We start from the raw sequence: 25,902 nt of genomic DNA on the forward strand, positions 1-25,902 counted from the left end.
TACTAAATTGATCTTCAAGCTCAACCTTACCTGTAGAGTTTTTTGCTAGAATCTCAGTTAGAGAATCCAACTCTTCTTTATTTAGTACAACAACATCGGAATCATCCTCGTCAATTTCTTCCCAAACTAATCTACACCCATCCCTTGAAATGTAGGATGGCTCAATTTTGGAAAATTTACCCACGTATAGTATTGTTACATGTAATACAAATCTATATCGTGTTTAATGTTGAAACATTTGTTTTGCAATTCTCGATTCTTTTGAATGATCGACTATGGGTCTTGGATAGTCTATGTCAAATGATTCTGTTTCCAGTCTGTGTATCTGATCTGCAGATAATTTTTCTAGCTCAGGGACCCATTTTTTTATGTATTTGCATTCTGAATCAAACTTTTTTTGCTGTCTCCACGGATTGAAAATCCTAAACCATGGCTGTGCATCACAACCCGTAGATGCAGACCATTGCCAATTACCGTTGTTTACTGCCAAATCATAGTCAATAAGCTTTTCCGCAAAATATCTCTCTCCTATCTTCCAGTCAATGTGCAGATCTTTGCTCAAAAAAGAGGCAACAATCATGCGTACTCTGTTATGCATAAATCCAGTATTGTTAAGCTGCCTCATACCGGCATCGACAATCGGAAAACCAGTTCTACCAATTTTCCAAGCATCAATGTGAATTTTGTTGTATTTCCACGATATGGTGGAATAGTTTTGCCTGAACGCTTTTTTGTTTACCTGTGGAAAGTGATACAAAACATGACTGAAGAATTCTCTCCAATGAATCTCATTCATTAGTGTGTGATGCGTTCCAAGTTTGTCTGATATTGTATGGTATAGTTCTCTGATTGATATTGTACCAAACCTATTGTGTGCAGAAAGCATTGTAGTTTGATATTCGGGATAATTTCTTTTTATTTCATAATCAATAAAATTTTTAATATTTTTTAGAGTTAGTAGTCCATTTTTTCTACCTCCTTTGATCTGGCTAATTTGATTTGAAGTTAAATCATGATCGTCTAATAATCGTGTATGAAAGTTTGTAAAGTTATTTTGTTTGGGCTTTCCAACTGGAATTTGGATTGCAGTCCTAAAAAACTGGGAAAAAACCGTATATGGTTTTCCTTGTTGTGTTTGTATTATGTTAGGGTCATACATTAGATGATCTACATACTGATGAAATGGTATGTTATTTGCGATACAGAATTGCGTAATCTGTTCTTGCCTTTTTTTTGCAAACGGAGTAAAATCCTGATTTGCAAAAACTGCATCGATTTTTTGCAGTTTAGTTATTTTTTGTAATACCTGATCGTAATCTCCATGTAAAACATGTAATGTGGATTTTCTCTTTACGAAATCTCTTTTTAAGTCCTCTAAACAATCAAGCAAAAATTGTAGTCTGTATGATTTTCTTTTGATGATTTTCGGGTTCATAATAAAACATGGGATTACTTGATCCGAGTTTTTACATGCCTCAATAAGACCAACATTGTCGCCAATGCGCAAGTCTCGGGTAAATATGAATACCGACGTGTTAAATTTCATGTTTCGTGAACTATTTTCATCACTATGTGAACCATTTAAAATTCAATAAAAATTATGATGATTTGTATACCTAGTGCCAATCATCCCGCTCATCCTTCTTACCTAAAATACCAATTTTGAACTATTATTATATTGAGTAAAAAAGTAAACAGCGAGGATCTAAATCATAAACAAATTTGCGAATTTATAAGAAATAGTTTTAGAGAAATCAAAGATGCTACTAACATTAATGCCATAATTCATTTTCATTCTGTTAACAAATTTCTTCTAATGGCTCATAATCCTAACTATGCTAGGATTCTTGGTAACATAATAGCGAATCATGATGATCTTCCATTATCCATTGTCCTTGAGAAATATGGTGAAACTTTAGAGATTGCTCTCAAAAATGAACCAACTACAAAGTCTCATTCTAATGTACTACAAAAAATCTCTGGTTATTTCAAAAAAGATATGACAATGGAGGAAAAATTGATACTTCGAAAAATAATAGAAGATTATAGATTGGGCAAAACAAGCCTTAACAACGTACTTTTATTGTTAGATGATCTTACTAGAAGATTCCAAAAGACCTATCTTGTTAGACAAACATATTTTCTTCTTTATGTAACAGTATCGAATCCTAAACAAACTTCTGTTAAATAGTAATTTGCAATTCTATCAGTTAATCATTTTTTACTGCAGATAATTTTTGCTATGTTCTTCAGGCTATTTTCACGAATAATTTGAGCATTATCAAATTTGACTTTATCATTTTTTAAAGCCTGACCACCAACATAAACTGGTACATCATAACGATCTAGTATTTTCTTGACTAATCTCTGTCCAGGTTTGATATTATCTTCTAATGTAATTGATATAATAACTGAATCTGGCTTTGTGGTTCCAATAAAACTAACAATGGAGTCGTGAGGCTCAGTCGGAGTCAGATTGTAAACACGATGGCCGATGCTAGTTAGATGAGTTTCCAATATGTTTGCACCTAAATTATGTTCTTCACCCTCGGGTACACAGATTACAATTTTTCTTTTTGGTCGAACATCTGTATATTTACTGCTAGCCATTTTGACAAGAGTATTTGCAATGTTGCTTGCGACATGCTCATCTGCAATTCCAAGTTTATCATTTGCCCAATCTTCACCAATTTGATACATTACTGGTGTGAGAATTTTTTCAAAAAAGCTTGGCTTACCAGATGTTGCCGAATATGTGTCGTAAAGCTGCTTTGTTGAGTCAAAATCTCCCTTTATCAGATAATTGTATAATTGGCCCTTGAGCTTTGCAAGTAACTCGTCTTTTTCAGCTATAGAAACAGTATCAATGGATGAAAGATACGCGATAATTTTTTTGTCTTCTCTATAATCTGGTGGTATGTCATCCTTAGTTATTTGCGCTGCTTTGCCTAGGTACTTGATCGTCTCTTGTCTAGACGTGTTCTTTTTTGAATCCCAGACGCTTTTTACTAAATAAAGATACTTTTCACCCTTAACTGTTTTTGCTCTAATGTAAACCACAAAAATAGTATAATTGTTAAATTAATAAATAGTGCTAAATAAAAACCCTAGTGCTAATTTTGTAGTAATAATGGATTTAGAAAATTGGCACTAGAACACAAAAATTGTCACTTGTTTATATGTCTAAAAATAATCAAACCAATGTGAAACAAAAATCACAAAAACTGGGAGGTATTACTCTTGGATAAGATACTGATCGGTACTGGAATTGGTCTGGGGGCTCTTGGAGTTGGATTTCTGGTAGCATCTCCTTCAATGTTTGAAATACGTCAACCGCTAATTCTTGGCGGGCTTCTATGGTTGGTAACAGCTAGCATAACCACAATAATTGGGCGTTCAGTAGGTACCAATAAAAGTAAACAATTAGGGGTAATCAAATGTTGAATCAAAATACGCAGACGATCCAAATCACCCAATCTCAGCCTTATGATATTCTAGTTACCGGTGCGACAGGTTTCATTGGTTCACGTCTTGTTTCGTCTTTAGTAAGTAGGGGTTATACTGTCAAGGCATTATCTAGAAAACCTAAAGAAAATAATCAAAATCTAAAATTCGTCCAAGCAGATCTCTTCAAAATGGACGAACTTGAAAAAGCAATGCAAGGTGTAGAGACGGCTTACTATTTGGTTCATTCTATGGAAGGAGATAAAACTCAATGGAAGCAATTTGCTGCTAGAGAAAGAATACAAGCACAGAATTTTTTACAAGCAGCAACAAAAGCTGGTGTAAAAAGAATAATCTACCTTGGTGGGCTAGTTAATGAAAGCCTCGAATTATCTCCGCACATGAAAAGTAGAAAAGATGTTGGAGATATTTTGGCTTCGGGTCATGTTGCTGTTACTCAACTTCGAGCCTCATTGATAATTGGTGCGGGTGGTGGCTCATATGCAATGCTTCGATATCTGGTTGAACGACTTAGAGTTATGGTTTGTCCTAAATGGGTAAAATCATTGGCTCAACCAATTTCTGTAGATGATGTAGTTGAATACTTGATTGGATGTATGGAAAAACCAGAAACTGCAGGCAATACATATGATATTGGAGGACCAGAAAAGCTCACGTATGAAGAATTAATGAGACTTTATTCTGCATATCTTAACAAAAATCTCTTTGTTATACAAATTCCGTTTCTTACCACAAAACTTTCTTCATATTGGATTGATCTAGTAACTCCTGTAAAGGCGTCTCTTGCAAGACCGTTAATTGATAGCCTAGTCCACGATACAATAGTTCAAAATGATTCTATAACAAAGATAATTCCACTTCAGCTCAAATCACTAAGACAAGCAATTCACATAGCAACACAGGAAATGAAGGTAAATCCACCAGCTGAAGAGATACGGGATAGCAGAACCAGTTTTGTTCTTAACCAAAAACTGTTAATGTTATCTGTTCTCTCAATGGGAATAATAGGTACGACCTATTATTGGCTCGATGACCGACCTGAAGTGTACAGTCCTATATGGCTAACACTCTCTGGAATTTGGTACATTGCAATTATCAGCTCTATAATATTTGTAAATAATAAGACAAGGCTGGGCTATCTAATTGCCGGAGTATTATCATGGATAACTTTGCCTTTCTGGCTCTTTGATAACTACTATCTGGTATTTGAGGACTCTGTAATTGCTAGACAGCCAAACCTCGAAATGACAATACGTAATTTTATCGGAATTGCTTTTGCATGTCTGACTGTAGGTGCCTCGCATAATGTATTTCACAAGATCCAATCAAAGCAGAATCGAGGCAGGCCAGTCTAAAAGTGAAAAAAGCCCTAATTCTTTTCTTATTACTTGTTCCATTTGTTTTGGATGCATATGCACACCAGCCAAGACTTGTTACGGATTTAGCCAGCTCTGATACTAATCCCATACTAATTGAAGAGCCAGAGGTTTCCAAGGCCTACTACGGCAGACTAGAAAAAACCCCAGAATACTATGCAATTAGTTCCAATAGTGAAATAGACATGTATCTGAGCTTACAAGTACCAGATCTGCCAAATCAAAGCACAAACTTATCTGTCGATTTAATTGACAAAAAAGGCTTCATAATAGCACACCTTGAAGGTAAAGGCCATAATTGGACCAGATTTCACGAGGATTTTGGAAATGCAGATTATTTGGCAGGACCTTCAATTAGGACCCCAATTCCTGCAGGAATTTATACAATCATAATTAGCGGAGACGAGAACGCAAAATATGTACTGGTGACAGGATTTGAGGAAAAATTTCCAGCACCAGAATTTCTCAATGCACTTGTATTAGTTCCAAAAATAAACATTGAATTTTTTGGCATGAATGCAGTCCAGTCAATGACTAACATCTTTGGGTATATGATATTGGGATTTACCGCGGCAATCGGCTTTGCAATTTTATTCACAGTCAGGCGAATAAAGAGAGTAAAAATCAAGTAGAATTCTTGATATTGTTTTTTATCTAGGATAATTACTGATCAACCATATGGTTGACCTGTACGAAGAGGCAGCAAATAACTTTCTAGATCTCTCAAGTCAACAAAGACTGCAAATAATTTTCCGACTGTTGGAGAAAAAATCCAAAATCACAAACATGGCAAAGGATATTGGCGCTACAGTGCAAGAAGTTCACAGAAATTTCACTCGACTAGAGGATGGGGGATTTATAACTAAAAGTATGGATGGATTTTTCACTCTAACTACATATGGTAAGACCATTTGCTCGCAAACACCCTCCATCATATTTCTATCAAGAAACAGAAAATATTTTGAGGATCATAATTTTGGAGATATTCCACCCAAGTTTATCATGAGAATTGGCCAGTTGGCAAACTTTACGCACATTAAGGGTGTATCTAGGGTACTAGAGCAGTGGAAGTCAATTTACAAAAACGCAAACCAGTACATTTACGAAATACTAACAGAAATCCCACTGGACTTTATCGAGCCCAAAGTCAAGCAAATTTCCAAGGGTGTAAAGTTCAACTATATTTTATCAGAATCTACAGTTGTTCCTAAGGGAAGAAAAAAACTCTTGGCGAAGCTTAACTACGATAGTCTCATAGAAAAAGGACTAATTGAGAGAAAGATGAAAAAGACAATCCAGACTCTGATTGTTTTAAACGAAAAAGAGGCAAGTGTTGCATTTCCAAATGCTCAAGGAGAGGCAGACCTGACCGAGACCTTTTACAGCACAGATTCAATGTTTCATGAGTGGTGCCTAGATTATTTCCGGTATAACTGGTATGAATCTGAAATATTCCAGGAATCAAAGCTGAAAGAATAGAAAAAATTACTAGCTTATAGCTAGGAATGTGTAGATTCCGGCACCTACGCCAATGCTTAGAACAAAGAAAAGAATATCCCAACAAGATTTATCGGAGGATTTACTAGTTCGACAAAAAATTCCACAAAGGCAAAGCCGGCATTGCAATAATCACAATCAGAATGATTCCAGATGTCTTCATTGTTCCAAAATGCAAATTTTTCCTACATAACCTTCAAGTGTGATTTCACGTGCCCATTTTATGGGACAAAAACGAGCTGCCCAAAAGCAAAATATTCCTCTTTCTCTCCTTTAAGCGCCTAATGGAATAAGGAAGCCAGTTAGTCCCATATGGAATATAATCGGATAATGAGAACCCTTTTTTGATCAGTTCTGGTTTTAGCTCATCCCTAATTCCTCGAAGCATTTGGAATTCGAATTTTTTTTCGTACTTTTTTGACAGCGTTATTGCGGAACTGATCATAGTATTATCATGAGTAGCAATTCCAAACTCGTTACCTGACTCGAAGAGAATTTTCATCAATCTCTGGTAATTCTGATCGATTTTTTCCTTTGATTTTAGAGCAACATCAGAGTTTTCGCGATATGCGCCCTTTACTAGCCGTATCTTACCCCCCTTTGAGAGCAAGTCTGCTAGATCGCCTTGGCTTCGCATCAGATTTGCTTGTATTGCAATGCCAAGTCGTTCGTATCTTGCAAGCAAATTTTCGTAAATCTGGATTGTCTCGTCCGTGTGGTCTGACGATTCCATGTCTAGGCAGACAAATGTTTGGGATTGGGATGCAGCCCTGATCAGAATTTCTAAATTAGTCAGGCATTCCTTTTTACTTTTCATCAGGCCGATTTGGGTCGGCTTTACAGATATTGCGCCACTTACCCTCCATTTCCTAAATGAATTAATTATTGTCTTATATTCAGAGATGGTGTTTTCTATGATGTTCTTTGATGTGTGGTATTCACCTAGCTTGTTGATTATGACACTCATTCCATTTTTGTAAGAGACTTGGGCAGCACTCAATGCGTCATCGATAGTATCGCCCGCAATCCATTGTTTTGCAACACCAAAGAGAATCTTTTCCATTAATGCCATAGTAAAATCACGGTTTTGACATGTAAAAATTTTGTCTAGAAATGCTCGTTTACTGATACTTCGCCCAGCGGCAGCTGTCCACCCCTTGGATTTGCCGGCTTTAGTGCCTTTCCCACTACTACCATCATGACTATTGTGTGGTCAGAAGGTAGGTTGATTATTTTTGCTACCTCATCTGGCACAAAGCCAATCATTGGGCATGAATCATAGTTCATTCCGCTTGACGCAAGCATGATTGTCTGGGCCGCCATCCCGCAAGATCTAATTGCCTCTTCCCGTTGGAACGATTCATTTCCTTCGTATGTCTCTATTATTGCAGGAACCAAATAGTCCTGAGCGGACTTTGGCGCGTTCTTCCAGTATCTGGCGGGGTCTTTTTTCCACGCAAGCAAGTCTGCGCATAACACAATCACAACCGATGCGTCGGAGACCTGAGCCTGATTCCAAGAGGCAGCGCGTATCTTTGCCTTGGTATCTTTGTCTGTGATTATAACAAAGCGCCAGTTCTGAATATTGTATGATGTCGGCGATAGTATTGCAGCAGAAAGAATCTTGTCTATTTCTTGCCTTGACATGACATGATTTGGATCAAAATTCTTAATTGCACGTCGCTTCTCTATTGCCTCAAAGACATCCATGTAAAAACTGGATTTGGTTTTATTTTTAAGGCTTGCCTGAATCATTTTATACCATAATACTACAACCCCAGTAATTGTTCACAGGAATAGTTGAGGGAGTTGGCAAAGTTCTAGACATAAAAAAAAATACCAAGAACCGTAGTGCCATACAAATGACAGTGGACCTTGGCAAAAATTCCAAGGATCTTAAGCTTGGGCAAAGCGTAGCGCTAAACGGAGTTTGCCTGACAGTTATCAAAATTGACAAATCAAAATGTAGCTTTGAGATGATCGAAGAGACAACAAAAAAGACTGACCTTGGAAACATCAAGGTAGGCGGAATCGTAAACGTCGAGCGAAGCCTCAAGGTTGGCGAGCGACTGGAAGGACACTTTGTGCTTGGACATGTGGATGGAGTGGGAACAATTTCAAAAATTGAAAAAAAACCAAAAGAAGTACAGTTCTGGTTTGAGGTACCGAAAAATTTGGCACGCTTTGTAGTGCAAAAGGGTTCTATTGCAATTGACGGAATCAGCTTGACAGTAGTTGATGTGAAAAAAAATCTCGCGTCAGTTTGCCTGATACCTCATACCATTGATGTTACAAATTTTTCAACAAAAAAGATAGGCGACAAGATTAATATTGAAACCGACATTTTGGGCAAATATCTCCTAAAACAGGAATGATTTTTAACCAAAAAAGTGGTAATTACTAATTTACTAGTAAACTTTATTATAACACCAAAATAATTTCACATTGTGAAATTAGATGAGGCAATCTCTTCGCTGAGACGAGGCGAGTTCGTGCTGCTCTATGATTCAGGAAAAAGAGAAAACGAAGTAGACATGGTAGTGGCAGCCCAGTTCGTAACCCCGGAGCATATCTCAAGAATGCGGCAAAATGCAGGAGGCCTAATTTGTCTGGCAATAGAGGACTCTTTTGCAAAATCGCTAAATCTGCAATACATGCATAATATTTTATCCCAGTCTGGGGACATTGACTCTGATTCAAAGAAAATGATAATGGGCACTGCACCATATGGGGATCATCCAACATTTTCAATTTCAATAAACCACAGAAAGACATACACCGGCATAACCGACAAGGACAGAGCTCTTACCATAAAAGAAATGGCGCAACTGCACCATTCTGATGATGCGAAAAACCAATTCATCACCTCGTTTGTCACGCCTGGACACGTCCCACTACTTTTAGCCTCAAATGGGCTGCTTGCAAAAAGGCAAGGTCATACAGAAATGTCGGTGTATTTGGCACAGCTCGCAAATCTAATACCGGTCACTGCCATATGCGAGATGATGGACGGACAGACATATTCCGCACTCACGCCGGAAAAGGCACAAAAGTTTGCCAAAGAAAATGCTATCCCGTTCATCGATGGCAAGGAATTACTGGAATTCTCAAAGGTGCGTTAGATGAATATTGCAATAGTAACTGCGGAATTCAATGGCGAGATAACATCCCGGATGCTAGCTGTTGCACAGGAAAAGGCAAAAGAGCTCAAAATCACAATCAAGTATTCCTGTACGGTGCCAGGCGCATATGACTTGCCAATAATAGTGGACGCATTACTTTCAAAAAAAGAAATCGATGGAGTAGCTACCCTTGGTACAATAATCAAGGGTCAAACAAAGCACGACGAAGTCATATCTCATAGCACGGCAAAATCCCTAACAGAACTCTCACTAAAACACAAAAAGCCTGTCTCCCTTGGTATATCTGGTCCTGGGATGCAGGAGCGACACGCATACGCGAGAATCAGGCCTGTCTCTGAGCGTGCAGTGGAGGCAGTGTTCAAGCTGGCAAAAGAATTGGAAAGAATCCAATGATCCAGCTTACCATAATCAAAATAACGGAATATGGTCCATGGACCCTTACCTTGGGCTCGGACAGAGAACATGAATTACAAATACTACAAGCCCACATGTACAAGGAAATCCAAAAACTCTTTTCAGAGAAAAACTGCTTGGTCTTCTCAAACAGGTTCGACGAGTTTTTTGTAATAACAAATGGCTTGACCTTGGCAGACCACATTGAAATCCAACAAAAGCTAGAGCAAGTCTCGTCGCTCAAGCTATCCATGTCAATTGGATATGCTGACAATCCCTTTGATGCAAATCTCAAGGCTTACGAGGGCAAAAAAACCCCAATAGTATTAGACAAAGACCATCACATCTTTGGATTTGTAAATGGTGCTGCTGATCAAAAGGTAACGATAATGCACTTTGATGTGGAAAATATTACCTCTCAAAGAAAGGTAAAGTCTCCATACGAAATCTCTTCTACCATTTTTGGCATTTATGCAAAAATGTCCGAGTTCTTTTTGGAAAAAAAATCACTGGCGTTTTTTATGGGAGGCGATAATTTCATGGTGGTAACATCCGGCGACGCAAAGAAAAACGCGCAAGAATTTCTCGAAATTGCAAAAAAGGAATCTGGTATAAACTTTAACTGTGGAATAGGAACCGGTAGAACTGCAAGAGAAGCAGTCAAGCTCGCAACAAAATCACTTGATACCATTAGAGAAATCCGTGATGCCAAAAAAGAAAAACCGGAAATCTATGAGCTGTCATGCTTTTAAAAAATCTCAGCGTCCTTTATGGCCGGGATCTAAAATACATCAATTCAACTAGTCTTCCAATATTTGGCGACAAGTTCGGCAAGCTGGGCCAAAAAAATGGAAATGCAATAGACTGTGAGGGACTACTTTTAGTGCCTGGATTTATCAACATGCACACGCACATTGGCGATTCCATAGCAAAAGACGCAACGCTTGTAGGTTCTGTAGACAGCAAAATCCATCCTATTTTGGGGGCAAAACAGAGAATCCTAAGGCAAACCAAGCCTGATCACCTGGTGTCGTTTATGAAAAATTCCTGTCATTCCATGATAAAAAAAGGAACCACGACATTTGTCGATTTTAGGGAGGGCGGTCCAACAGGCATATTACTACTAAGACAAGCACTAGAAAAAATCCCAATCAGGGGAATAATTCTGGGTAGAGTCGAATCATACCATGATAAAACACAGATCAAAAAAAACCAGCCGCTATCTGATGATACAAAAAAAATACTGATTCAGGTTCTAAAGAACGCTGACGGAATAGGAATCTCCGGTGCAAATGAAAACAGCGATTCTGCATTACAATATTATTCAAGGACAAAAAAGCTCAGGGCAATTCACAGCTCCGAGACAAAACAAAGCATGGCAGCATCCAAAAAAATCACCAAAAAAACAGAGACGTCTCGAGCATTGCAGCTAAACCCGCACTTTTTGGTGCACATGACGTTTGCCGGAATGGACGATCTAAAAAAGGCGGCAAGAAAGACACGTGGAATTGTAATTTGCCCTAGGGCAAACTCGTCTTTGGCAGAAGGGATACCAAACTTTGAGGTAATGGCAAAGGCGGGTTGTACAATAGGAATTGGGACAGACAATGTCATGATAAACTCGCCAGACATGTTTCGGGAAATGGAATATCTATGGAAGGCACACATGGGGATACACCAAAAAAGAATTGATCCAAAGGAAATACTCAAAATGGCAACAGTAAACGGCGGAGTACTACTTGGCAAGAAAATAGGCTCAATTCTGCCCGGATTTTTGGCAGACGGAATATTCTTTGAAAAGCACTCGCTGGACTTAGAGCCGATGCACAATCCATATGCAAGCATTGTTCACAGGGCAAATGAAACTGCAATCTCTGCAATAATGATCGGAGGCAAAATAATCCATGGCAAGCTCTAGGCCGCATGTGATCATGTCTGCTGCAATATCACTGGACGGCAAAATAGCTAGTAGGACTGGAGACTCGACACTGTCGTCTAAAAAGGACATAAAGCGCATTCACAGATTGCGCTCTAGAGTAGATGCCATACTTGTTGGCAAAAACACCGTTATTCAGGATGATCCAATGCTTACCGTTAGGCATGTAATTGGCAAAAACCCAGTAAGAATAGTTCTGGACTCTATGGGGCAGATTCCAACTGGCTCAAAAATAATCCAGACCTCGTATTATGTTCCAACCATTATTGCTGTATCGAAAAAGGCACCGCGCAAAAACTTGGAAAGACTTGGAAGATTCCCAGTGGATGTCATAATAGTAGGCAAAAATAAAGTCGAGCTAAAACCTCTTTTGAGATTCTTACACCAGGCAAAAATCAAAACTATTCTACTGGAGGGCGGTGGAACCACAAACTGGGACTTTGTAAATCAGGGACTAGTCGATGAGGTGCTAGTCACCATAACGCCATATCTGGTTGGAGGAATAGAAGCAAAGACACTGCTCGAAGGAGAGGGATTCTCAACAATATCGAAATCTCTGAGGCTAAAATTGCGCAAAACCAAGCGTCAAAACAACGAAATTATTTTACACTATATCTGACGACGCATGTCGTTTCTGATGTCGGTGATCTTTGATTCGAGTGCTTTTTTGAGCTTGTCATTTTTCTTGAGATTCACTACACCATTACACCTTGGACACTTGAAGAATTGTTCCAGTGCTGTCTCGAATGTGAGCCTTGGGCAATCCTCATTTCCACAGTGATAGAATTGTGACGAGTTTTCATAGTCAAGTCTTTGCTGTAGTCGCTCTGAAATTTTCTTTTTCTGGTTTTCGATAAAGTTTTCTACTTCGTCCTTTCTTGAGCGCCACCTGTATACGAACCACCCCTTTCGCTCGTCCTTGACGCGAATCCCCGTGATGAGTGCCTTGCCAAACAAGTCATAGAGGACCTTTCTTACCATGTTGATTCTAAGCCCAGTCGAGCTTGCTATTTCCTCATCGGTTGCGTCTTCTGCCTTGAGCAAAGCACGCGCAACCTTGAGATATTCATCTCCTCCAATCATTGCAGAAATTCTAACAAATGGGTCTTCGTACGACTCGACCATATTCTCATGGCTTGTTTTGTATATTTAATATCTGCGAAGAAAAGCAGGATGCTGATTGAGGGATTCAACATCCTTTGCTTTGGGTAGAAGCAATATGTTCCACCGGCAAACCCTTTGTATTTTGAGTAAATAAGTCCAAAATATCAAACAAATGTTTGATTTTACTCCGGCATTCCTAAAATAACTTAAAATCCAAAATTATGTATGGAAATCTCCAAATGCGAATGCCCTCCAGGCTCTCCGACATACGAAGACGATGAAGGGATGCTTATCTGCTCGTCTTGTGGCGGATGGGTCGAGCCAGGCTAGGATTTTTTTGAGACTACCTGCTTTCCTTTTTCTGATGGTATAATTTGTAATCTACCGCCATCAAATTTGGAATCAAACTGAGCTCCGCCCTGAATTCTATCTAACACTATTGCCAGTGCACTGATCTCCGAATGGGGTTGGTTTCCGACTGCCACGTTATAGTCGGCGTTTTCATAGACGTCGCGCGGAACCTTCTCTGCGCCTACTACAATCAGAATTTGTTTTTCCTTTCCAATTTTTGCTTGTAGAGAATTGATGTTTTGGCCATACATTGTGAGGTGGACTATTTTTGCGCCGTTCGTTTTCTTTGATTTTAATAATGTGCGCCAGTTCTCAATGTATTCTATTTCAAAGTGGCTTCCCCAGGACTTGTTTACTTTGGAGAGCGTTTCCTTGATTTCCGGGTTTATCTCATTCATATAGATTTTTTTGGCGCCAAATGCGCGCGACACCAGAGCAACATGGGTTGTGACCCTGTCATCTCGGACCAATCTTTGTCCTATTCGCAGTACTTCAATCATCATCTTGTTCATAAAACTTGGTCAGGTCCTGCTTTCTTGGGATTTCTTTTATTTGCTGCGGGGGATTGGAGATCATTTTTTTGACCAGCTCTAGCAACTTTGGAATGTTTTGTTGAGTTACTGCGGAGACTGGTACCCATTTTTTGCTGTTTATTAGCCCAATGAATTCCGCTTTTTGTAATATTTGGTCTGGCTCTACTAGGTCCGACTTGTTTAGGGCATAGATTACACGTTCCTGGTCTACGTCGAGATCAGCCATGGTTTTGAGGCAGCTCCGGTATTTTTTGCGCAGCTCCATCTCTGAATCGGAAATGTCGATTACCACGATTACTACTTCGGCGTACTTGAGCTCCTCTAGTGTTGACTTGAAGGCCTCTATCATATATGCTGGTAATTTAGAGATGAATCCAACTGTGTCGGAAATCAGAACTGGGTCTTTTTCGATTAGGACCTTTCTTGTTGTAGTAGATAGTGTTGTAAATAGTTCCGGACTTTCCTGCTTTGTTTCACCTGTTAGCAAATTAAACAGGGTTGTCTTGCCTGCAGAAGTATAGCCTGCAAGCGATATTGTTTTGAGGCCGACTCGCCTCCTCGCTTCTCGATGTAGCGCCCTCTGCTTACCCATCTTTTCCAGCTTGGCCTTGACCGATTTCATTCGGTTTTGAATGTCATTGTAATACGAATCCACTTCATACATTCCAATTCCCATGAATCCCGGCTGCTCGCCCTGCTTAGCCAGTCGAACCTTTTCTTTTGCCCTTGACATTTCATATCTGAATTGGGCCAGCTTGATCTGTAAGTGGGATTCGGAACTTGTGGCACGCCTCTCAAAGATTTCCAAGATTAGCGATTCTCTGTCCAGTATGTTGATTTTGAGCTTTGATGCTAAGTTGTAGTTCTGACTCGGCTTGAGGATTTCATCATATATTAGAACATCTGGCTTTATTCTGTCTGAGATTTCTTTTATCTCTAACATCTTACCCTCACCAATTCCATATCTTGCCTTGTTGAGAAATTTCTGGCGAACCAGCTTGTCTACTTTGTAGCCAGCGGCCTCACAAAGACCATAGGCCTCCCTTATGGCGTCTTCATTATCATATGTGATTAGAATCGCGCTTAGCATTGTATAATTCCGACTATGGTCGTATTCTTAACAACTTTTCTACATTCATGTTAAGTACGATTTCTGCAATATCTGACGCGTATTCCGCAATTCTTGCAATGTTTTCCGTCATTCTTCTAATTCTGTACGCCTCTTCTTCGTCTTTTATGGCCTTGACTGACTCGATTATCCTTTTTTCATATTTTGATAATTCTGATGCCATTTCAATTGCCTTTTCTGCCTGCGCAAAGTCTTCTTTGAACAATGCTAGACATGCTTGGTCCAAGACAGATATTGCAAAGTCGTTCAAGTCTTCGATTTTATTCATTGCATCTTCTCTGACTGATTCTTTGAATTCCAGCATGTCCTTGGCAATCAGTACTGCATGGTCTCCTGTTCGCTCTATGTTTTTGACAATCAGTCTATACCCGAGGCACTGTCGTGCATTTGTAAAGCCCATTTCATGCAGCATGTACTCGTTTTGTATTGCGATCTTTAACTGTCTAATAATGTAAAATCCAAATCTATCCACTTCGTCATCAGAGTCGATTACTTCTTTTGCAAGCTCCAAGTTTGCCTCTCTTACCGCAAGTAGTGCGTCATTGAGCATTGATTTTGCCAAGTGAAGCATTCGCTTAAAGGCACCATCAACAGTTAATTCTAATAAATTCACCATGACCTGGATTGTTATACCATCGACAGAATCTGAAATTATTTCTCCACCCATCAACATTCCCTTGACTGCTGACTTGATTGCAGCTCTCTGACCTGGTTGGAGCCTGTCTCCCTTTGGCTTTATTTGAATTATCTTGTAGCCAAGAAAATATAACGACACCATCTTGCGAATAATTGCAGCATTGTTATCTTCGCGTGTTATCTCTAAAACTGCCTCTTCACCATGTGATGATTTAATCTGGTCTTTGGATGGAATTATTTTGAGTGCTGATCTTCCCTCCCGAGTTATGGTTATTTGGTCTCCTTGCTTTAGGCCCAACTCCATAATCCACTGTTTTGGTAATGACACTATATAGGAGGATTTTCCGGTAAATTGTATCCGTCTTGTCTCTTCTTTGTCTGACATAACTACATGAATTTAATTTATCTATATAGATGTGCTCTTCACATATACTCGCAAGCTCAGACGTATATTTTACAAATCTATCATCATATGGTATGCCTATTTACAAAGTAGATACTCCACAGAACAAGAATCATGTAAATAGAAATTTTGATTCTATTGAATTGGGATCTCCTTGGTCATGTTTCACTTAGGGCTCATGACTTTTCAATGCATGTTACCTACTGAGTGCAAACAACATAACGATATGAGGATCAAAGTCTATCATTCCACAATCCAGCAATTAGAAATAGATTCGAACTAGGCGAATGGATAAAACCCAACTTTCCAAGTTTCAGTAATACAAATGATCATATTTTATGATACGAGAATATCAATCACAAACTTGTTTAGGACAACTAAAATGAAGTATTCAGGCCTTGGATTTTTTTGATTATTTCGTCATGATTCGAATCCACTTCCAGCGAAAATATGAGCAAACCATCATCTAGGAATAATGTTACAAGCTTTACTCGCTCTTTTGCAGTAATCATCCAGTTTGTTTTACCTAATGGTCCGTCAAACATTTCCTCCACTCCTGCCTTAATTGATGCCCAGTAATGTGCCATATTGCCTAACTCCGAGTCTAATAGCGCAGCTTTGGATGTGTTTCTCGCAAATGCAACTATCTTTTTGTCCTTGATTCGCCCTACAAATCTAATGGACTCATCAAGTGTTAGGATGTGATTGCATATTACCAGTGAACTGTACTGACGATACAACTTCTCCCCCAAATATAGGCTCAAAAAACTAGATTAAAGCCTTACCACTGTCTAAAATATCATAGATCAACATGGTGGAACAATTTACGTAAAGAATAAACCGACAATCTTTACGTTATCTCAACCAAAATAGCATTTTGACATATTAATGGAATTATACAAGAATAATCATTGGACCCAGTAGTGAAACTAAAGCACACAATAGACGCACTCTTTGGATACGGGATATCAAAGAATCTTCCTAAACAAATAGATATGACATTTTCCAAAAAGACAGGCAGAATTCGAGAAGTATACCATGACAAACAACTGCTCTGCACTCTGAGAATTGACGGAGGCCTAGCAATCTCGCCGTATTTTGCACAAATTTTGCTCAAGAACAAAAAATTCCGCCAAAACTGCATCGAGGTAAATGACGATTCTGCGTCATTCGTTAGGGACGGCAAGTCGGTTTTCTGCAAGCATGTTACCTGGGCTGGCAAAAACATACTCATTGGTGCAGACGTTCCGGTATTATACCAAAATCAAGTAATTGCGGTGGGGCGCGCAATTGTAAACTCAAATATGATGGGCACACTAAAGCGCGGAGTTGCGATCAAGGTGCGAGATAGTTTAAAAAATAGTTTGGAGCAAAAAAAGACATGATGCGCGGAGGCAATCGCGAAATGCGAAGAATGCTGGATAGGATGGGCCTAGACATGAAGGAGCTCAGTAACGTCCAGGAGGTAATCATAAAAACCGACAAAAAAGAAATCATAATTACAAAACCGGCAGTTACAGAAATGAAGTCAAAAGACAATTCCATTTTTCAGGTTATTGCGGATTCCTATGAGGAAAAGGATCTAGAGACTCCTATTTTTTCAGAAGACGATATCATGCTGATATGCAGTCAGGCAAATGTAACCCCCGAGGTGGCAACAAACGCCCTAAAGGAGACCGGCGGGGATCTATCGAGAGCAATCTTACTTCTTACCACAAAATGAAGAATTTAATTAGCCGTACGGGCGGGTTTTAGCTGATGAAGGATGCGCCATCCCAAAGCATAGTTGCAGATTCAAAGGTAAGCAAAATTATCAAGTCCCTAGCAGAATTAGAGGACGATCTGGATTCTTTAAACATCAAGGTGGCAGATATGAAAAAAAGTCTCAATACCCGCGCCCAAAAAGAGATCGACTCTCTTAGAGAAAAGGTAACTCAGATGGCAATGCTAGAGGCAGAAGCCATGATCTCAGAGACTAGGGCAAGAGCGGAAAGCCAGGCAAAGAAGATAGCAGCAGACGGCGCAGCAAAGCTGGACAAAACCCGGGCAAATATAGATTCCAAGTTTAATGAAGCAGTTGACAGCGTAGTGTCAACAATTCTCAAGCCGTAAAGGCTTAAATCGCAAATTATATCATAGACAGTATCAGCAGCATACAACAATATCGTATTGGTATTGCCACCACCCAGGGTAAATCCTACTTTCAGTTTGTCAAAGCACTTAAGTTTTTGAACCTAGAATACGACTCCATCGTACCAGATCAAATCCCAACATACCGGGGAAATCTCATATTTACAACAGAAGACGAATCACCTAGATATGCAAGCCAAGCAATCTTAAACGAGGAGATTCTCCAGCAGGATCCAGCTGTAATCCAGGGAATTATTATAGAAAAGCTTGAGTCGGGACTAAACCAATCCGAGCTTCTAATTGGAATAGATCCAGGACAACGAATAGGCATATCTGTAAGCTATTTTGGCAGGGAAATAGAGTGCGGATTATACACGTCTCCAGAAGAGCTAGCATCCCACGTCGCAAAAATCCTCGGTGGCCTTAGAGCAGAGCGTAAGCTGGTGCGAATTGGAAACGGTAACATGCAGGTAGCAAAACAAATCACCACACAACTAAACCTCAAATTCTGTTCTCACTTTGAGCTGGAATTTGTAGATGAGAGAAAGACAACAAAGAAAATCAAAAACTACAACAAGCGTGGCAAGCGCGACATGCTCTCAGCTAGGGTCATTGCGCAAAGAGAAGGTTATAGGCACTTTGTGTTGCCGTTATCGCGTACTGGCTAGGTCTAAATTAAAAAAACACCCGGAAACAACCCAAATTCAGGCTCCAAGTACGTATTATCTCGTGCGTAAAAAAATCGTTAGATATTTATATAACTTTTCGAGTTTTTGTCAAATTGATCAGGCAGTTCTATCAGATCAGTTAAAATTTCTATATTTTTTTCCATAAAAATATGCAAAAAATATGGATCTATGCTTAAATATTTACGATTCCTATATTGCATTGACAAAATATGACATGTAAGGGAATTTGCTCCAGATACAAGGCACAAAAGCCAGTAGGAACTGGACGTTATGCTTCAGGTCAAAGACGTTGTCAAATTTGTGAAATCTTCATCAAATGGGAAGGACTATGGTGCCCGTGCTGTGGATACAGATTGAGAACAAAACCACGAAATCTCAAATACAAGGCCAAGCTGCGCGCTAGAGTCGAAGCAGAAGCTCAAGAAGCAACTGGAATCAACTCCATTGAAAAAGTGGAAGAGACTGTCGAAGTCGAAGAGCCAATAGTTGTAGAAGCCAAACCAAAAAAGGTAAGAGCAGCAAAAGTAAAAACTGCTAAAACTACAACTAGAAAGCCAAGAGTAACCAAGGCATCCAAAACTGATTCAGTTAAGACTACCACAGAAGAAACGATAGCAATAAAGGCATAAGTCTCATCTGGCATTTAATGTCAAGTTCTGACCACAGCATTACTGTGGAGACAGAAAATCGGAAATTCGATGTCAAAATCTTAAAGTACGAAAACGCTTTTTTCATTTCAATTTCTGAAGGTCCGATGCGGATCGGTGGTATGATAATATCAATTGCAACAGGACCTACACCGGTATCGTCTGAGATTATTCCAATACGGGCTGACCTGATGTTTCTAAAACTGATATCGCAAAAGATGGCATCCGAGGTTCGTGGCATTTGCGTTGTTTCACTCTCTGCACAAAAAGAACTCGGTACAGGCCCAGGCAAGGTTCTAATTGAGAAGATAACAGAGGCAATAAGGAAATGACGGACCTGCGTAGCTACATTGGTCTAGTAAAAAAGATGGGCCAGCTGCATACCATATCCAAAAAGGTCTCTACTAAATTTGAAATTGCATCTCTTACTGCACAAGTAGACGGCTCAAACGCAATTCTATTTGAGAATATTCGCGAAAGCAAATTACGACTGGTCGCAAATCTGGTTGGGAATCGGGCCAGATTTGCGAAGGCAGTCTCCTGCACAGAAGATACAATTCACCAAAAGGTAATCTCTGCTATTTCACATGCAAAAAAGCCCAAGGTAACACCATCTGGCAAGTTCTTTGAGAACAAGTCGCGCGACCTGTCCATACTTCCTATTGTTACTCATTTTGAAAAAGAATCGGGACCATTTATCACGTCTTCTATTATCTACTCGCAAAACTATGAGAAAAAGACACAAAACTCGTCATTTCACAGACTGATGCCAATAGACAAAACACACTTTTCTGTTCGAATGGTAGAGGGTAGGCATTTACACCGCTCATTTATGGATGCCAAAGAACATGGAGAAGACCTCAAAGTAGCAATTACAGTCGGCGTTCACCCAGCAGTGTCCATTGCAGGTGCATATCAGGCAGAATGGGGAGAAGATGAGCTAGAGATAGCAAATGCAATTTTGGACGGCAAGCTGACGCTGACCAAATTACCATATTCTGGAAGGATCGTTCCGTCTGGAACGGAAATCGTTATGGAAGGCAAGATTCTCTCTGATAAAACTCACAACGAGTGGATGGTGGAAATGTTAAGGACATATGATTTTGTCAGAGCACAGCCAGTCTTTGAGCTGGAAAATCTCTACTATAGGAATAATGCAATATTTCACGATATCTTGGCAGGATTTGCAGAACACCGACTGCTTATGGGCATGCCAATTGAATCCAAGTTAAATCGAGACGTCAAAAAGAAAATTCCACAAACAAAACAAGTTGTAATGTCAGATGGTGGATGCAACTGGCTCCACGCTGTTGTACAAATATCAAAGAAAAACAAGGACGACGGCAAAAAGACAATCGCAGAAACATTTGCAGCCCATCGTTCCCTGAAAATGGTAACAGTAGTTGATGATGATATTGATCCATCTGATCCAATCCAAGTAGAATACGCAATGGCTACACGATTCCAAGCAGACAGAAACCTCGACATAATAGAAAAGGTACGCGGCTCCAGTCTGGATCCATCAAGTGATCAGAAAAACCTACTCACTGCCAAGCTTGGAATTGATGCAACAAGACCACTTGACAAGCGACAAGAGGGATTTGAAATAGCAAAAATCTCTGGCGCAAAAAAATTCCCACTAGACAAGTATCTGTGATGATTAGTATTTTTTAAATCACTGGTGATTATACCATGTAAGTTAAACGCAAAAGTGCTTGGTGATTTATCGTCAACTATCTGTTTGTAGAGGTAATTCTAGATTCCGCGGATGATACAATGGATCATAATATTGAGATAGTAAGGGCAACAATAGATGATTTTATGAACTGTCGCGCAATCCATCAACAGAGTTCTTGATGGAACAGTCAGATAGCTCCGTACTAGCTATCCTTCAGATGCAGATTTTCCGCCATCTATGTTTAATATGGTTCCAGTAATCCACCTGGCATCATCCGATGCCAGAAATATTGCTGCCTTGGAGACATCTTCTGGATCACCAATTTTGTTTAGTGGTTGACGCTCTTCGAGCACTTTACGTGCCTGTGAGTCTTCGAGGTACGGTTTGATCATGCCGGCATTTATGATTCCAAGATTTAGGCAATTGCATCTAATGTTTTTTCTTGCATATTCAACCGCAATGGATTTTGTAAACATGGAAACTGCCGCCTTGGTAGCTGAATATACCGCCAGGTGAACCCGTGGGATTGCACGCTCACTGGATATAGAGCCGATATTTATGATGGCGCCGCTCTTGTTGTCAAGCATTTTGGATATGACTGCTTTAGTGATATTCAGTGTTCCTAGGATGTTTGTGTTTATTAGATCGGAAATATCCGAGTCCTTCATTTGATGAAAATGAATTGCGTCGTTTATTTTTGCGGCATTATTGACTAGGATGTCGATTTTGCCGTACTGGTCTACTACTTGGTCTATTGTGCTGAGGACCTGAGAATTATTCATAATATCGCACGCCATCGATACGGCATTTCCATTAATTGATGCGCGTGCCTTTTCCAGAGATTTTAGGTTACGCCCAAGCATTACAACCGTGGCGCCTTCTTCTACAAATCTTTTGGACATGTCTGCGCCAATGTCGCTTGATGCACCTGTTATTATTGCGATTTTGTTTTTGAGTTTCATGATTTTACCTACACCAAATTATCTTAAATCATTTGTGCTCACTTGACTAACGACACTGGTATGATGGATTTGTGCAAGACATAATTCGATACGCTTCCCAAAAAGAACTCCCTTACTTTGCTGTGACCAAGTGAGTCAATCACAATTAGTTCATTCTTGTTGCTTTTTGCGTATTTTAGCATCATATAGATAGGCGTCCCGTTCGCGATGATTTTGCTTGGATAGATATTGTTTTTTCTGCAAGAAAAATTGCAGCATCTAGTAACCTAAAAGAGTTATCAGAGCCGTCAAGTGGTGCCATAACTTTCTTGGTGCAAATTACACTACAATTCCCAATTAAAATTACATAAACCGTAGGCAATATTATCAGGCATGAGTTTCAGTCCTGAGATTAACCGACAAGGTCATAATCATATTCTACAAATTAGATCTATTGGGTAAAGTATACGAATACAAGAACTGGAGCGAGATAGAATCAGCAACCACAAAGCTAGTAACAAAGCTGCATGGAAAAAAATTCAAGACAATCTCCACTATTAGCAGGGGTGGCATGGTTCCAGCAAGACTGTTAGCAGACAGGCTAGGAATAAAGCAAATCCTAGTCGATGGAGAGTCAATACCAGAAGACTCGCTTTTTGTAGACGACATATACGATTCCGGCCAGACATTTAGAAAAATAATACAGAGTGCAGAAAGTCCGGACGAGTTGGTCTTTGCTACCATTTATGCAAGAAGAAAAAACAACTATCCGAAACAGCTAGTATATGCAGAACTGACGCGCGACACCGAATACATTGTATATCCTTGGGACAGATTTGAGCACGGAATGCCTTATGAGGAACACTAGTAACCTCGGCCTCATTCGCAAGAGTATTTGCTAAGTTATCGTCGCATTTCCGAATTAGAGCCTCTACCAGAACGCTAGATTTTACCTTCTTGTCCACTACTAGATTATTGAGTGTGTTGAACTATGCTTTTTTGCAAGCTCACACGCAATTTTTACTACCTTGAGTGAGTATTTGGATCCGTCAATACACACGAGGGTTTTTGTAAACACAAAACAAGGATGCTCACTCTTACCGGAGTATCTTATTTGCTCGACGTGTTCTTTTCCCATCTGGGTTTCCGCAGATTTTATTAGTCTTTTTTGTAGTATTCAGTGCGACACCAGAATTCTCTAGTATGTCATTTTACCAATAATACTGGAATCTGGGATTTATGCAATACTGCATTTGAAACGCTGCCTAGAAACAATTCCATCACACGCCCCTTTCCACGCGCCCCGATAACAATAAGATCAATTTTCTTCTTTTTTACAACTCCAATTATTTGGTCTACTGGATTGCCATATAATATGGCGTATGAAAAAAGAACACCGTGCTTTGCAGCTCGGTACTTTGCCTTTTCCAAAAACAATCCAGCTTCCTTTTTCTGGTAAATCTTGTATGGCGCTACTGCCGGCCTGAATTCTGCTGGCAGAAATGTAATAATATTTACTCCCAATATGGTGGCGTGTGTTGCCCGCGCAACCTCAATTGCCTGATCTAGTGCTTTCTCCGAGGGCTTTGAGCCGTCCATTGGAACAAGAATTCGCTTGATCTGATTTTCTACCATGATGTGCGAATTTGGCCTTTTCAATTTAAATGTCTTGTTTTGATAATCAAAAATGAATCTGTTTATCGTCTATGAAATTATTCCAGGATGAATCATGAATTAGTTTTTAATATCGCTTCGAAGCTGAAATGATTAATTGTACAAGTTGTTAGTTTTGGCGGCATTTTTGGCGACGATTTTTACAGTTAATATTGCATATGCTCAACACCATGGGGGCTCAGCTGCCCCGCCAGTGAGCTTTGGTGGCAAAGACGTAACAATATCCGCCGTACTTGATCCTGCTGACTTCAATCCTACAAAGGATTCATCAGCAAAGCTAAAAGTGCGATTCTTTGACTCAAAGACTAACACCAACATAGAACGTGTAACATACCGCGTCCAGATATTTTCAGGCGAAACATTACTTGCAGCTCAGATGTTCTATGATGCAGATGGCGAGCTTACAGTCAAGGTCCAGCCAAAATCTGAATGCGCAGAAAAAGAAGTCTGGCGCTGCACAAAATACGAAGGAAATAAGGATCCAATAGTTCCTAGCGCACTGGAATCAACTAGTACCAGCACTCCAATAATGCGGGGCCCAGTCTTTGACAAGCCAGGACAATACACAGTCAAAGTTTCAATCATTGGCGCAACAAATCCAAAAACCCAGACCACAGAAGACATTAAGTTTGAGACAAAAATCAACATTGCATCTGAACAACAATTCTCACTTGCCACGGCAACAGGAAAAACACCAGTCACCGTACGTGCATTTCAAGATAAAATAACTAGTTTCGAGTTTTCAGAATCCACTAAAACAATAACATTTTTCATGCCCTTCCACTGGGAACATGCACAACATACAACACTGGTGCGAACCGACATTGAGATTCCAAAATCATTTGCGCCATTCCAAAATATCAACAGCTTCAAGGGCACGATAAACGGAGTACCGATTTTTGCAAGCAGTCTGAGCATTGACACATATGGTAGCAAGGACACAAACACACTTCATCTTGCTGTTACTAGCGAAGAGCTAAAGATGATTGCAAAAAAAGTAACCGACAAAAATACAATGATTGTACAAATTACACCTGACAACGTCTCACTCAAATCAACTGATATCAAGTTCTCAAATGGTTACAAGGCAATAGTATCATATGATCCAAGATATGGTACAAGCAAGGATGTCTCGTTTAGTATAGCGTTCTTTGATTCATCTGGTTCACTGGCAAAAGACATCAGATATGCACTAAGCGTCAAAGATTCCAAAGGAAATGAATTTTACGTAAACACTGGAAGCGGTTCTATTCTTGGAATCCCATTGCCAAGCGGAGCTGACTCTAGACTAATTACAATTCCATCCAAAGGTGAATACACACTACAGATGTATCTGATTGGACGCGGATTGGTTGACTTTGATCCATATGTTCCAGCCAGTGTCAAGTTTAGTATTTCTGATACAGCGTCCCAAGTAAAATCAGAAGAGCCAAAATCTAATGTTAAATCTGATAAAGACACCAAAAAGGATGTCAGTAAGGATAAGAAAAAAGACACAAAGAAAAAAGACACAAAGAAAAAAGATGACAAGAAAAAACTAAAAACCGCAAAGCCTACAACCACCAAGTAAGAAATTCATCACATATTGTTTTTGTGCTCATAAACAATTGATTTTAAATCAAATCTCACAACTCCTTTCATGTCAACACAAAATCTCACAGTTACATGTCAAATACAAACAGCTCTGTCGGATCTGGATGTTACATTACACCGACAGAGAGATGTTATAATTTTTCATACTGACGAGTTCTGGTTGGTAAATTCTAGATTACCTTGTCGCCTTCGTCACCAGTCTTGATGTCGTATGTACGGAGGACTGGGTGCACGAAAATCTTACCAAGCGTGGCATTTTGTTTTATTATTTGGATTGACTTTTCCTCCATGTTTTCAGGAACGATGATTTCAAGGACATACTTGTCTGAAAATTGCGGAATGAATACCTCAGTTCCCTTTGATGCGTGAATTTCAGGACCTGGATTTTTTCCGCGACCTCGCTTTTTTGACACTGTCAGGCCGCCAACATTGATTTCCTTGAGGCCCTCGCTTATCGACATTACCTCGTTTTTTGGCAAAATAACTTCGATTCTTATCATATTTTTTCAAATTATTCACACGGTAAAATATCTTTTTTCTATTTCCAGAGTTATGACATTCGATAATCAAATGATAATCAGTTA

General features: G+C 39.5%; 31 protein-coding genes and 1 pseudogene. 19 read left to right on the plus strand and 13 right to left on the minus strand.

The features are described from left to right. Positions 1 to 223 precede the first annotated feature (223 nt). Positions 224 to 1,546 carry a deoxyribodipyrimidine photo-lyase gene (locus tag FJ354_02935; GenBank protein ID MBM3905625.1) on the minus strand — a complete coding sequence of 441 codons (1,323 nt, stop codon included), beginning with the start codon at positions 1,544 to 1,546 and terminating at the stop codon, positions 224 to 226. A gap of 132 nt (positions 1,547 to 1,678) precedes the next feature. Here FJ354_02935 and FJ354_02940 point away from each other — a divergent pair, with 132 nt between their 5' ends. Beyond that, the gene (locus tag FJ354_02940; protein MBM3905626.1) at positions 1,679 to 2,191 is read left to right on the plus strand and encodes a DUF1722 domain-containing protein; all 513 of its coding nucleotides are present in this window, start codon (positions 1,679 to 1,681) and stop codon (positions 2,189 to 2,191) included. Positions 2,192 to 2,214: 23 nt separating this feature from the next. Here FJ354_02940 and FJ354_02945 read toward each other — a convergent pair whose 3' ends face one another. Next, the gene (locus FJ354_02945) at positions 2,215 to 3,060 is read right to left on the minus strand and encodes a histidine kinase (protein MBM3905627.1); all 846 of its coding nucleotides are present in this window, start codon (positions 3,058 to 3,060) and stop codon (positions 2,215 to 2,217) included. A 377-nt stretch (positions 3,061 to 3,437) separates the two neighbouring features. Here FJ354_02945 and FJ354_02950 point away from each other — a divergent pair, with 377 nt between their 5' ends. From FJ354_02950 to FJ354_02960, 3 genes are read left to right on the plus strand one after another with little or no spacing between them, the layout of a single operon-like run. After that, entirely contained in the window at positions 3,438 to 4,820 is a 1,383-nt protein-coding gene (locus FJ354_02950) for an NAD-dependent epimerase/dehydratase family protein (protein ID MBM3905628.1), read from the plus strand. Between the two features lie 2 nt (positions 4,821 to 4,822). Then, complete coding sequence (locus tag FJ354_02955) at positions 4,823 to 5,473, plus strand: hypothetical protein (GenBank protein ID MBM3905629.1); 651 nt, start codon at positions 4,823 to 4,825, stop codon at positions 5,471 to 5,473. Positions 5,474 to 5,519: 46 nt separating this feature from the next. Continuing rightward, entirely contained in the window at positions 5,520 to 6,320 is an 801-nt protein-coding gene (locus FJ354_02960; protein MBM3905630.1) for a transcriptional regulator, read from the plus strand. Positions 6,321 to 6,546: 226 nt separating this feature from the next. On the opposite strand, the gene FJ354_02965 is transcribed toward FJ354_02960, so the two are convergent. Together FJ354_02965 and FJ354_02970 are read right to left on the minus strand one after the other, a co-directional pair. Continuing rightward, entirely contained in the window at positions 6,547 to 7,401 is an 855-nt protein-coding gene (locus tag FJ354_02965) for a proline dehydrogenase (protein ID MBM3905631.1), read from the minus strand. A gap of 44 nt (positions 7,402 to 7,445) precedes the next feature. Next, the gene (locus tag FJ354_02970) at positions 7,446 to 8,048 is read right to left on the minus strand and encodes a nitroreductase family protein (protein ID MBM3905632.1); all 603 of its coding nucleotides are present in this window, start codon (positions 8,046 to 8,048) and stop codon (positions 7,446 to 7,448) included. A gap of 74 nt (positions 8,049 to 8,122) precedes the next feature. On the opposite strand from FJ354_02970, the gene FJ354_02975 reads away from it, so the two are divergent. The 6 genes from FJ354_02975 (at position 8,123) to FJ354_03000 (ending at position 12,429) form a co-directional block, all read left to right on the plus strand. Next, complete coding sequence (locus FJ354_02975; protein ID MBM3905633.1) at positions 8,123 to 8,713, plus strand: riboflavin synthase; 591 nt, start codon at positions 8,123 to 8,125, stop codon at positions 8,711 to 8,713. Positions 8,714 to 8,785: 72 nt separating this feature from the next. Continuing rightward, complete coding sequence (gene ribB / locus FJ354_02980; protein ID MBM3905634.1) at positions 8,786 to 9,460, plus strand: 3,4-dihydroxy-2-butanone-4-phosphate synthase; 675 nt, start codon at positions 8,786 to 8,788, stop codon at positions 9,458 to 9,460. Further along, positions 9,461 to 9,874: a 6,7-dimethyl-8-ribityllumazine synthase gene (gene ribH / locus FJ354_02985; protein ID MBM3905635.1), complete on the plus strand. Its 414-nt coding sequence runs from the start codon at positions 9,461 to 9,463 to the stop codon at positions 9,872 to 9,874. After that, positions 9,871 to 10,626, plus strand: coding sequence for a GTP cyclohydrolase IIa (locus FJ354_02990; protein MBM3905636.1), 756 nt, complete (start codon positions 9,871 to 9,873; stop codon positions 10,624 to 10,626). Before ribH ends, FJ354_02990 begins: the two co-directional genes overlap by 4 nt. Continuing rightward, positions 10,617 to 11,792 (plus strand): amidohydrolase family protein, encoded by a 1,176-nt coding sequence (locus FJ354_02995; protein MBM3905637.1) that lies wholly within the window; start codon positions 10,617 to 10,619, stop codon positions 11,790 to 11,792. The genes FJ354_02990 and FJ354_02995 overlap by 10 nt, the downstream gene beginning before the upstream one ends. After that, the gene (locus FJ354_03000) at positions 11,779 to 12,429 is read left to right on the plus strand and encodes a 2,5-diamino-6-(ribosylamino)-4(3H)-pyrimidinone 5'-phosphate reductase (protein ID MBM3905638.1); all 651 of its coding nucleotides are present in this window, start codon (positions 11,779 to 11,781) and stop codon (positions 12,427 to 12,429) included. Before FJ354_02995 ends, FJ354_03000 begins: the two co-directional genes overlap by 14 nt. Here the strand turns inward: FJ354_03000 and FJ354_03005 are convergent. The 5 genes from FJ354_03005 to FJ354_03025 form a co-directional block, all read right to left on the minus strand. Then, entirely contained in the window at positions 12,420 to 12,935 is a 516-nt protein-coding gene (locus tag FJ354_03005; protein ID MBM3905639.1) for a transcription factor, read from the minus strand. The two genes, FJ354_03000 and FJ354_03005, sit on opposite strands and share 10 nt — an antisense overlap. A gap of 305 nt (positions 12,936 to 13,240) precedes the next feature. Beyond that, positions 13,241 to 13,768: a tRNA (cytidine(56)-2'-O)-methyltransferase gene (locus tag FJ354_03010; GenBank protein ID MBM3905640.1), complete on the minus strand. Its 528-nt coding sequence runs from the start codon at positions 13,766 to 13,768 to the stop codon at positions 13,241 to 13,243. Continuing rightward, on the minus strand, positions 13,758 to 14,888 hold the full coding sequence (gene hflX / locus FJ354_03015) for a GTPase HflX (GenBank protein ID MBM3905641.1): 1,131 nt from the start codon (positions 14,886 to 14,888) through the stop codon (positions 13,758 to 13,760). The genes FJ354_03010 and hflX overlap by 11 nt, the downstream gene beginning before the upstream one ends. A 13-nt stretch (positions 14,889 to 14,901) precedes the next feature. Beyond that, positions 14,902 to 15,948, minus strand: coding sequence for a phosphate uptake regulator PhoU (locus FJ354_03020; GenBank protein ID MBM3905642.1), 1,047 nt, complete (start codon positions 15,946 to 15,948; stop codon positions 14,902 to 14,904). Positions 15,949 to 16,343: 395 nt separating this feature from the next. Then, positions 16,344 to 16,706, minus strand: a complete 363-nt coding sequence (locus FJ354_03025) for a hypothetical protein (GenBank protein ID MBM3905643.1) — start codon at positions 16,704 to 16,706, stop codon at positions 16,344 to 16,346. A gap of 171 nt (positions 16,707 to 16,877) precedes the next feature. On the opposite strand from FJ354_03025, the gene FJ354_03030 reads away from it, so the two are divergent. The 7 genes from FJ354_03030 (at position 16,878) to FJ354_03060 (ending at position 21,089) form a co-directional block, all read left to right on the plus strand. After that, a complete protein-coding gene (locus tag FJ354_03030; protein ID MBM3905644.1) occupies positions 16,878 to 17,351 on the plus strand; it encodes a queuine tRNA-ribosyltransferase in 474 nt (157 codons plus the stop codon). Then, on the plus strand, positions 17,348 to 17,689 hold the full coding sequence (locus FJ354_03035) for a transcription factor (protein MBM3905645.1): 342 nt from the start codon (positions 17,348 to 17,350) through the stop codon (positions 17,687 to 17,689). Before FJ354_03030 ends, FJ354_03035 begins: the two co-directional genes overlap by 4 nt. Before the next feature lie 35 nt (positions 17,690 to 17,724). After that, entirely contained in the window at positions 17,725 to 18,078 is a 354-nt protein-coding gene (locus tag FJ354_03040) for a hypothetical protein (protein MBM3905646.1), read from the plus strand. Between the two features lie 62 nt (positions 18,079 to 18,140). Then, positions 18,141 to 18,764 carry a pre-16S rRNA-processing nuclease YqgF gene (locus FJ354_03045; protein MBM3905647.1) on the plus strand — a complete coding sequence of 208 codons (624 nt, stop codon included), beginning with the start codon at positions 18,141 to 18,143 and terminating at the stop codon, positions 18,762 to 18,764. 230 nt (positions 18,765 to 18,994) lie between these two features. Further along, positions 18,995 to 19,414: a hypothetical protein gene (locus FJ354_03050; protein MBM3905648.1), complete on the plus strand. Its 420-nt coding sequence runs from the start codon at positions 18,995 to 18,997 to the stop codon at positions 19,412 to 19,414. 17 nt (positions 19,415 to 19,431) lie between these two features. Further along, on the plus strand, positions 19,432 to 19,764 hold the full coding sequence (locus FJ354_03055) for a hypothetical protein (protein ID MBM3905649.1): 333 nt from the start codon (positions 19,432 to 19,434) through the stop codon (positions 19,762 to 19,764). After that, the gene (locus FJ354_03060) at positions 19,761 to 21,089 is read left to right on the plus strand and encodes a UbiD family decarboxylase (GenBank protein ID MBM3905650.1); all 1,329 of its coding nucleotides are present in this window, start codon (positions 19,761 to 19,763) and stop codon (positions 21,087 to 21,089) included. Before FJ354_03055 ends, FJ354_03060 begins: the two co-directional genes overlap by 4 nt. Before the next feature lie 227 nt (positions 21,090 to 21,316). On the opposite strand, the gene FJ354_03065 is transcribed toward FJ354_03060, so the two are convergent. Both FJ354_03065 and FJ354_03070 read right to left on the minus strand, forming a co-directional pair. Then, positions 21,317 to 22,072: an SDR family oxidoreductase gene (locus tag FJ354_03065; protein MBM3905651.1), complete on the minus strand. Its 756-nt coding sequence runs from the start codon at positions 22,070 to 22,072 to the stop codon at positions 21,317 to 21,319. A gap of 38 nt (positions 22,073 to 22,110) precedes the next feature. Next, positions 22,111 to 22,373 (minus strand): annotated as a pseudogene (locus FJ354_03070) (universal stress protein). Between the two features lie 132 nt (positions 22,374 to 22,505). Here FJ354_03070 and FJ354_03075 point away from each other — a divergent pair. After that, a complete protein-coding gene (locus tag FJ354_03075; protein MBM3905652.1) occupies positions 22,506 to 22,919 on the plus strand; it encodes a phosphoribosyltransferase in 414 nt (137 codons plus the stop codon). Positions 22,920 to 23,257: 338 nt separating this feature from the next. Here the strand turns inward: FJ354_03075 and FJ354_03080 are convergent, their stop codons facing one another. Further along, complete coding sequence (locus tag FJ354_03080) at positions 23,258 to 23,686, minus strand: universal stress protein (protein ID MBM3905653.1); 429 nt, start codon at positions 23,684 to 23,686, stop codon at positions 23,258 to 23,260. Positions 23,687 to 23,822: 136 nt separating this feature from the next. Here FJ354_03080 and FJ354_03085 point away from each other — a divergent pair, with 136 nt between their 5' ends. Next, complete coding sequence (locus tag FJ354_03085) at positions 23,823 to 25,295, plus strand: peptidase (GenBank protein ID MBM3905654.1); 1,473 nt, start codon at positions 23,823 to 23,825, stop codon at positions 25,293 to 25,295. 193 nt (positions 25,296 to 25,488) lie between these two features. Here the strand turns inward: FJ354_03085 and FJ354_03090 are convergent, their stop codons facing one another. Further along, positions 25,489 to 25,818 (minus strand): P-II family nitrogen regulator, encoded by a 330-nt coding sequence (locus FJ354_03090; GenBank protein MBM3905655.1) that lies wholly within the window; start codon positions 25,816 to 25,818, stop codon positions 25,489 to 25,491. Positions 25,819 to 25,902: the final 84 nt, after the last annotated feature.

The organism is Nitrososphaerota archaeon, assembly GCA_016872055.1.
GTDB lineage: Archaea > Thermoproteota > Nitrososphaeria > Nitrososphaerales > Nitrosopumilaceae > Nitrosotenuis.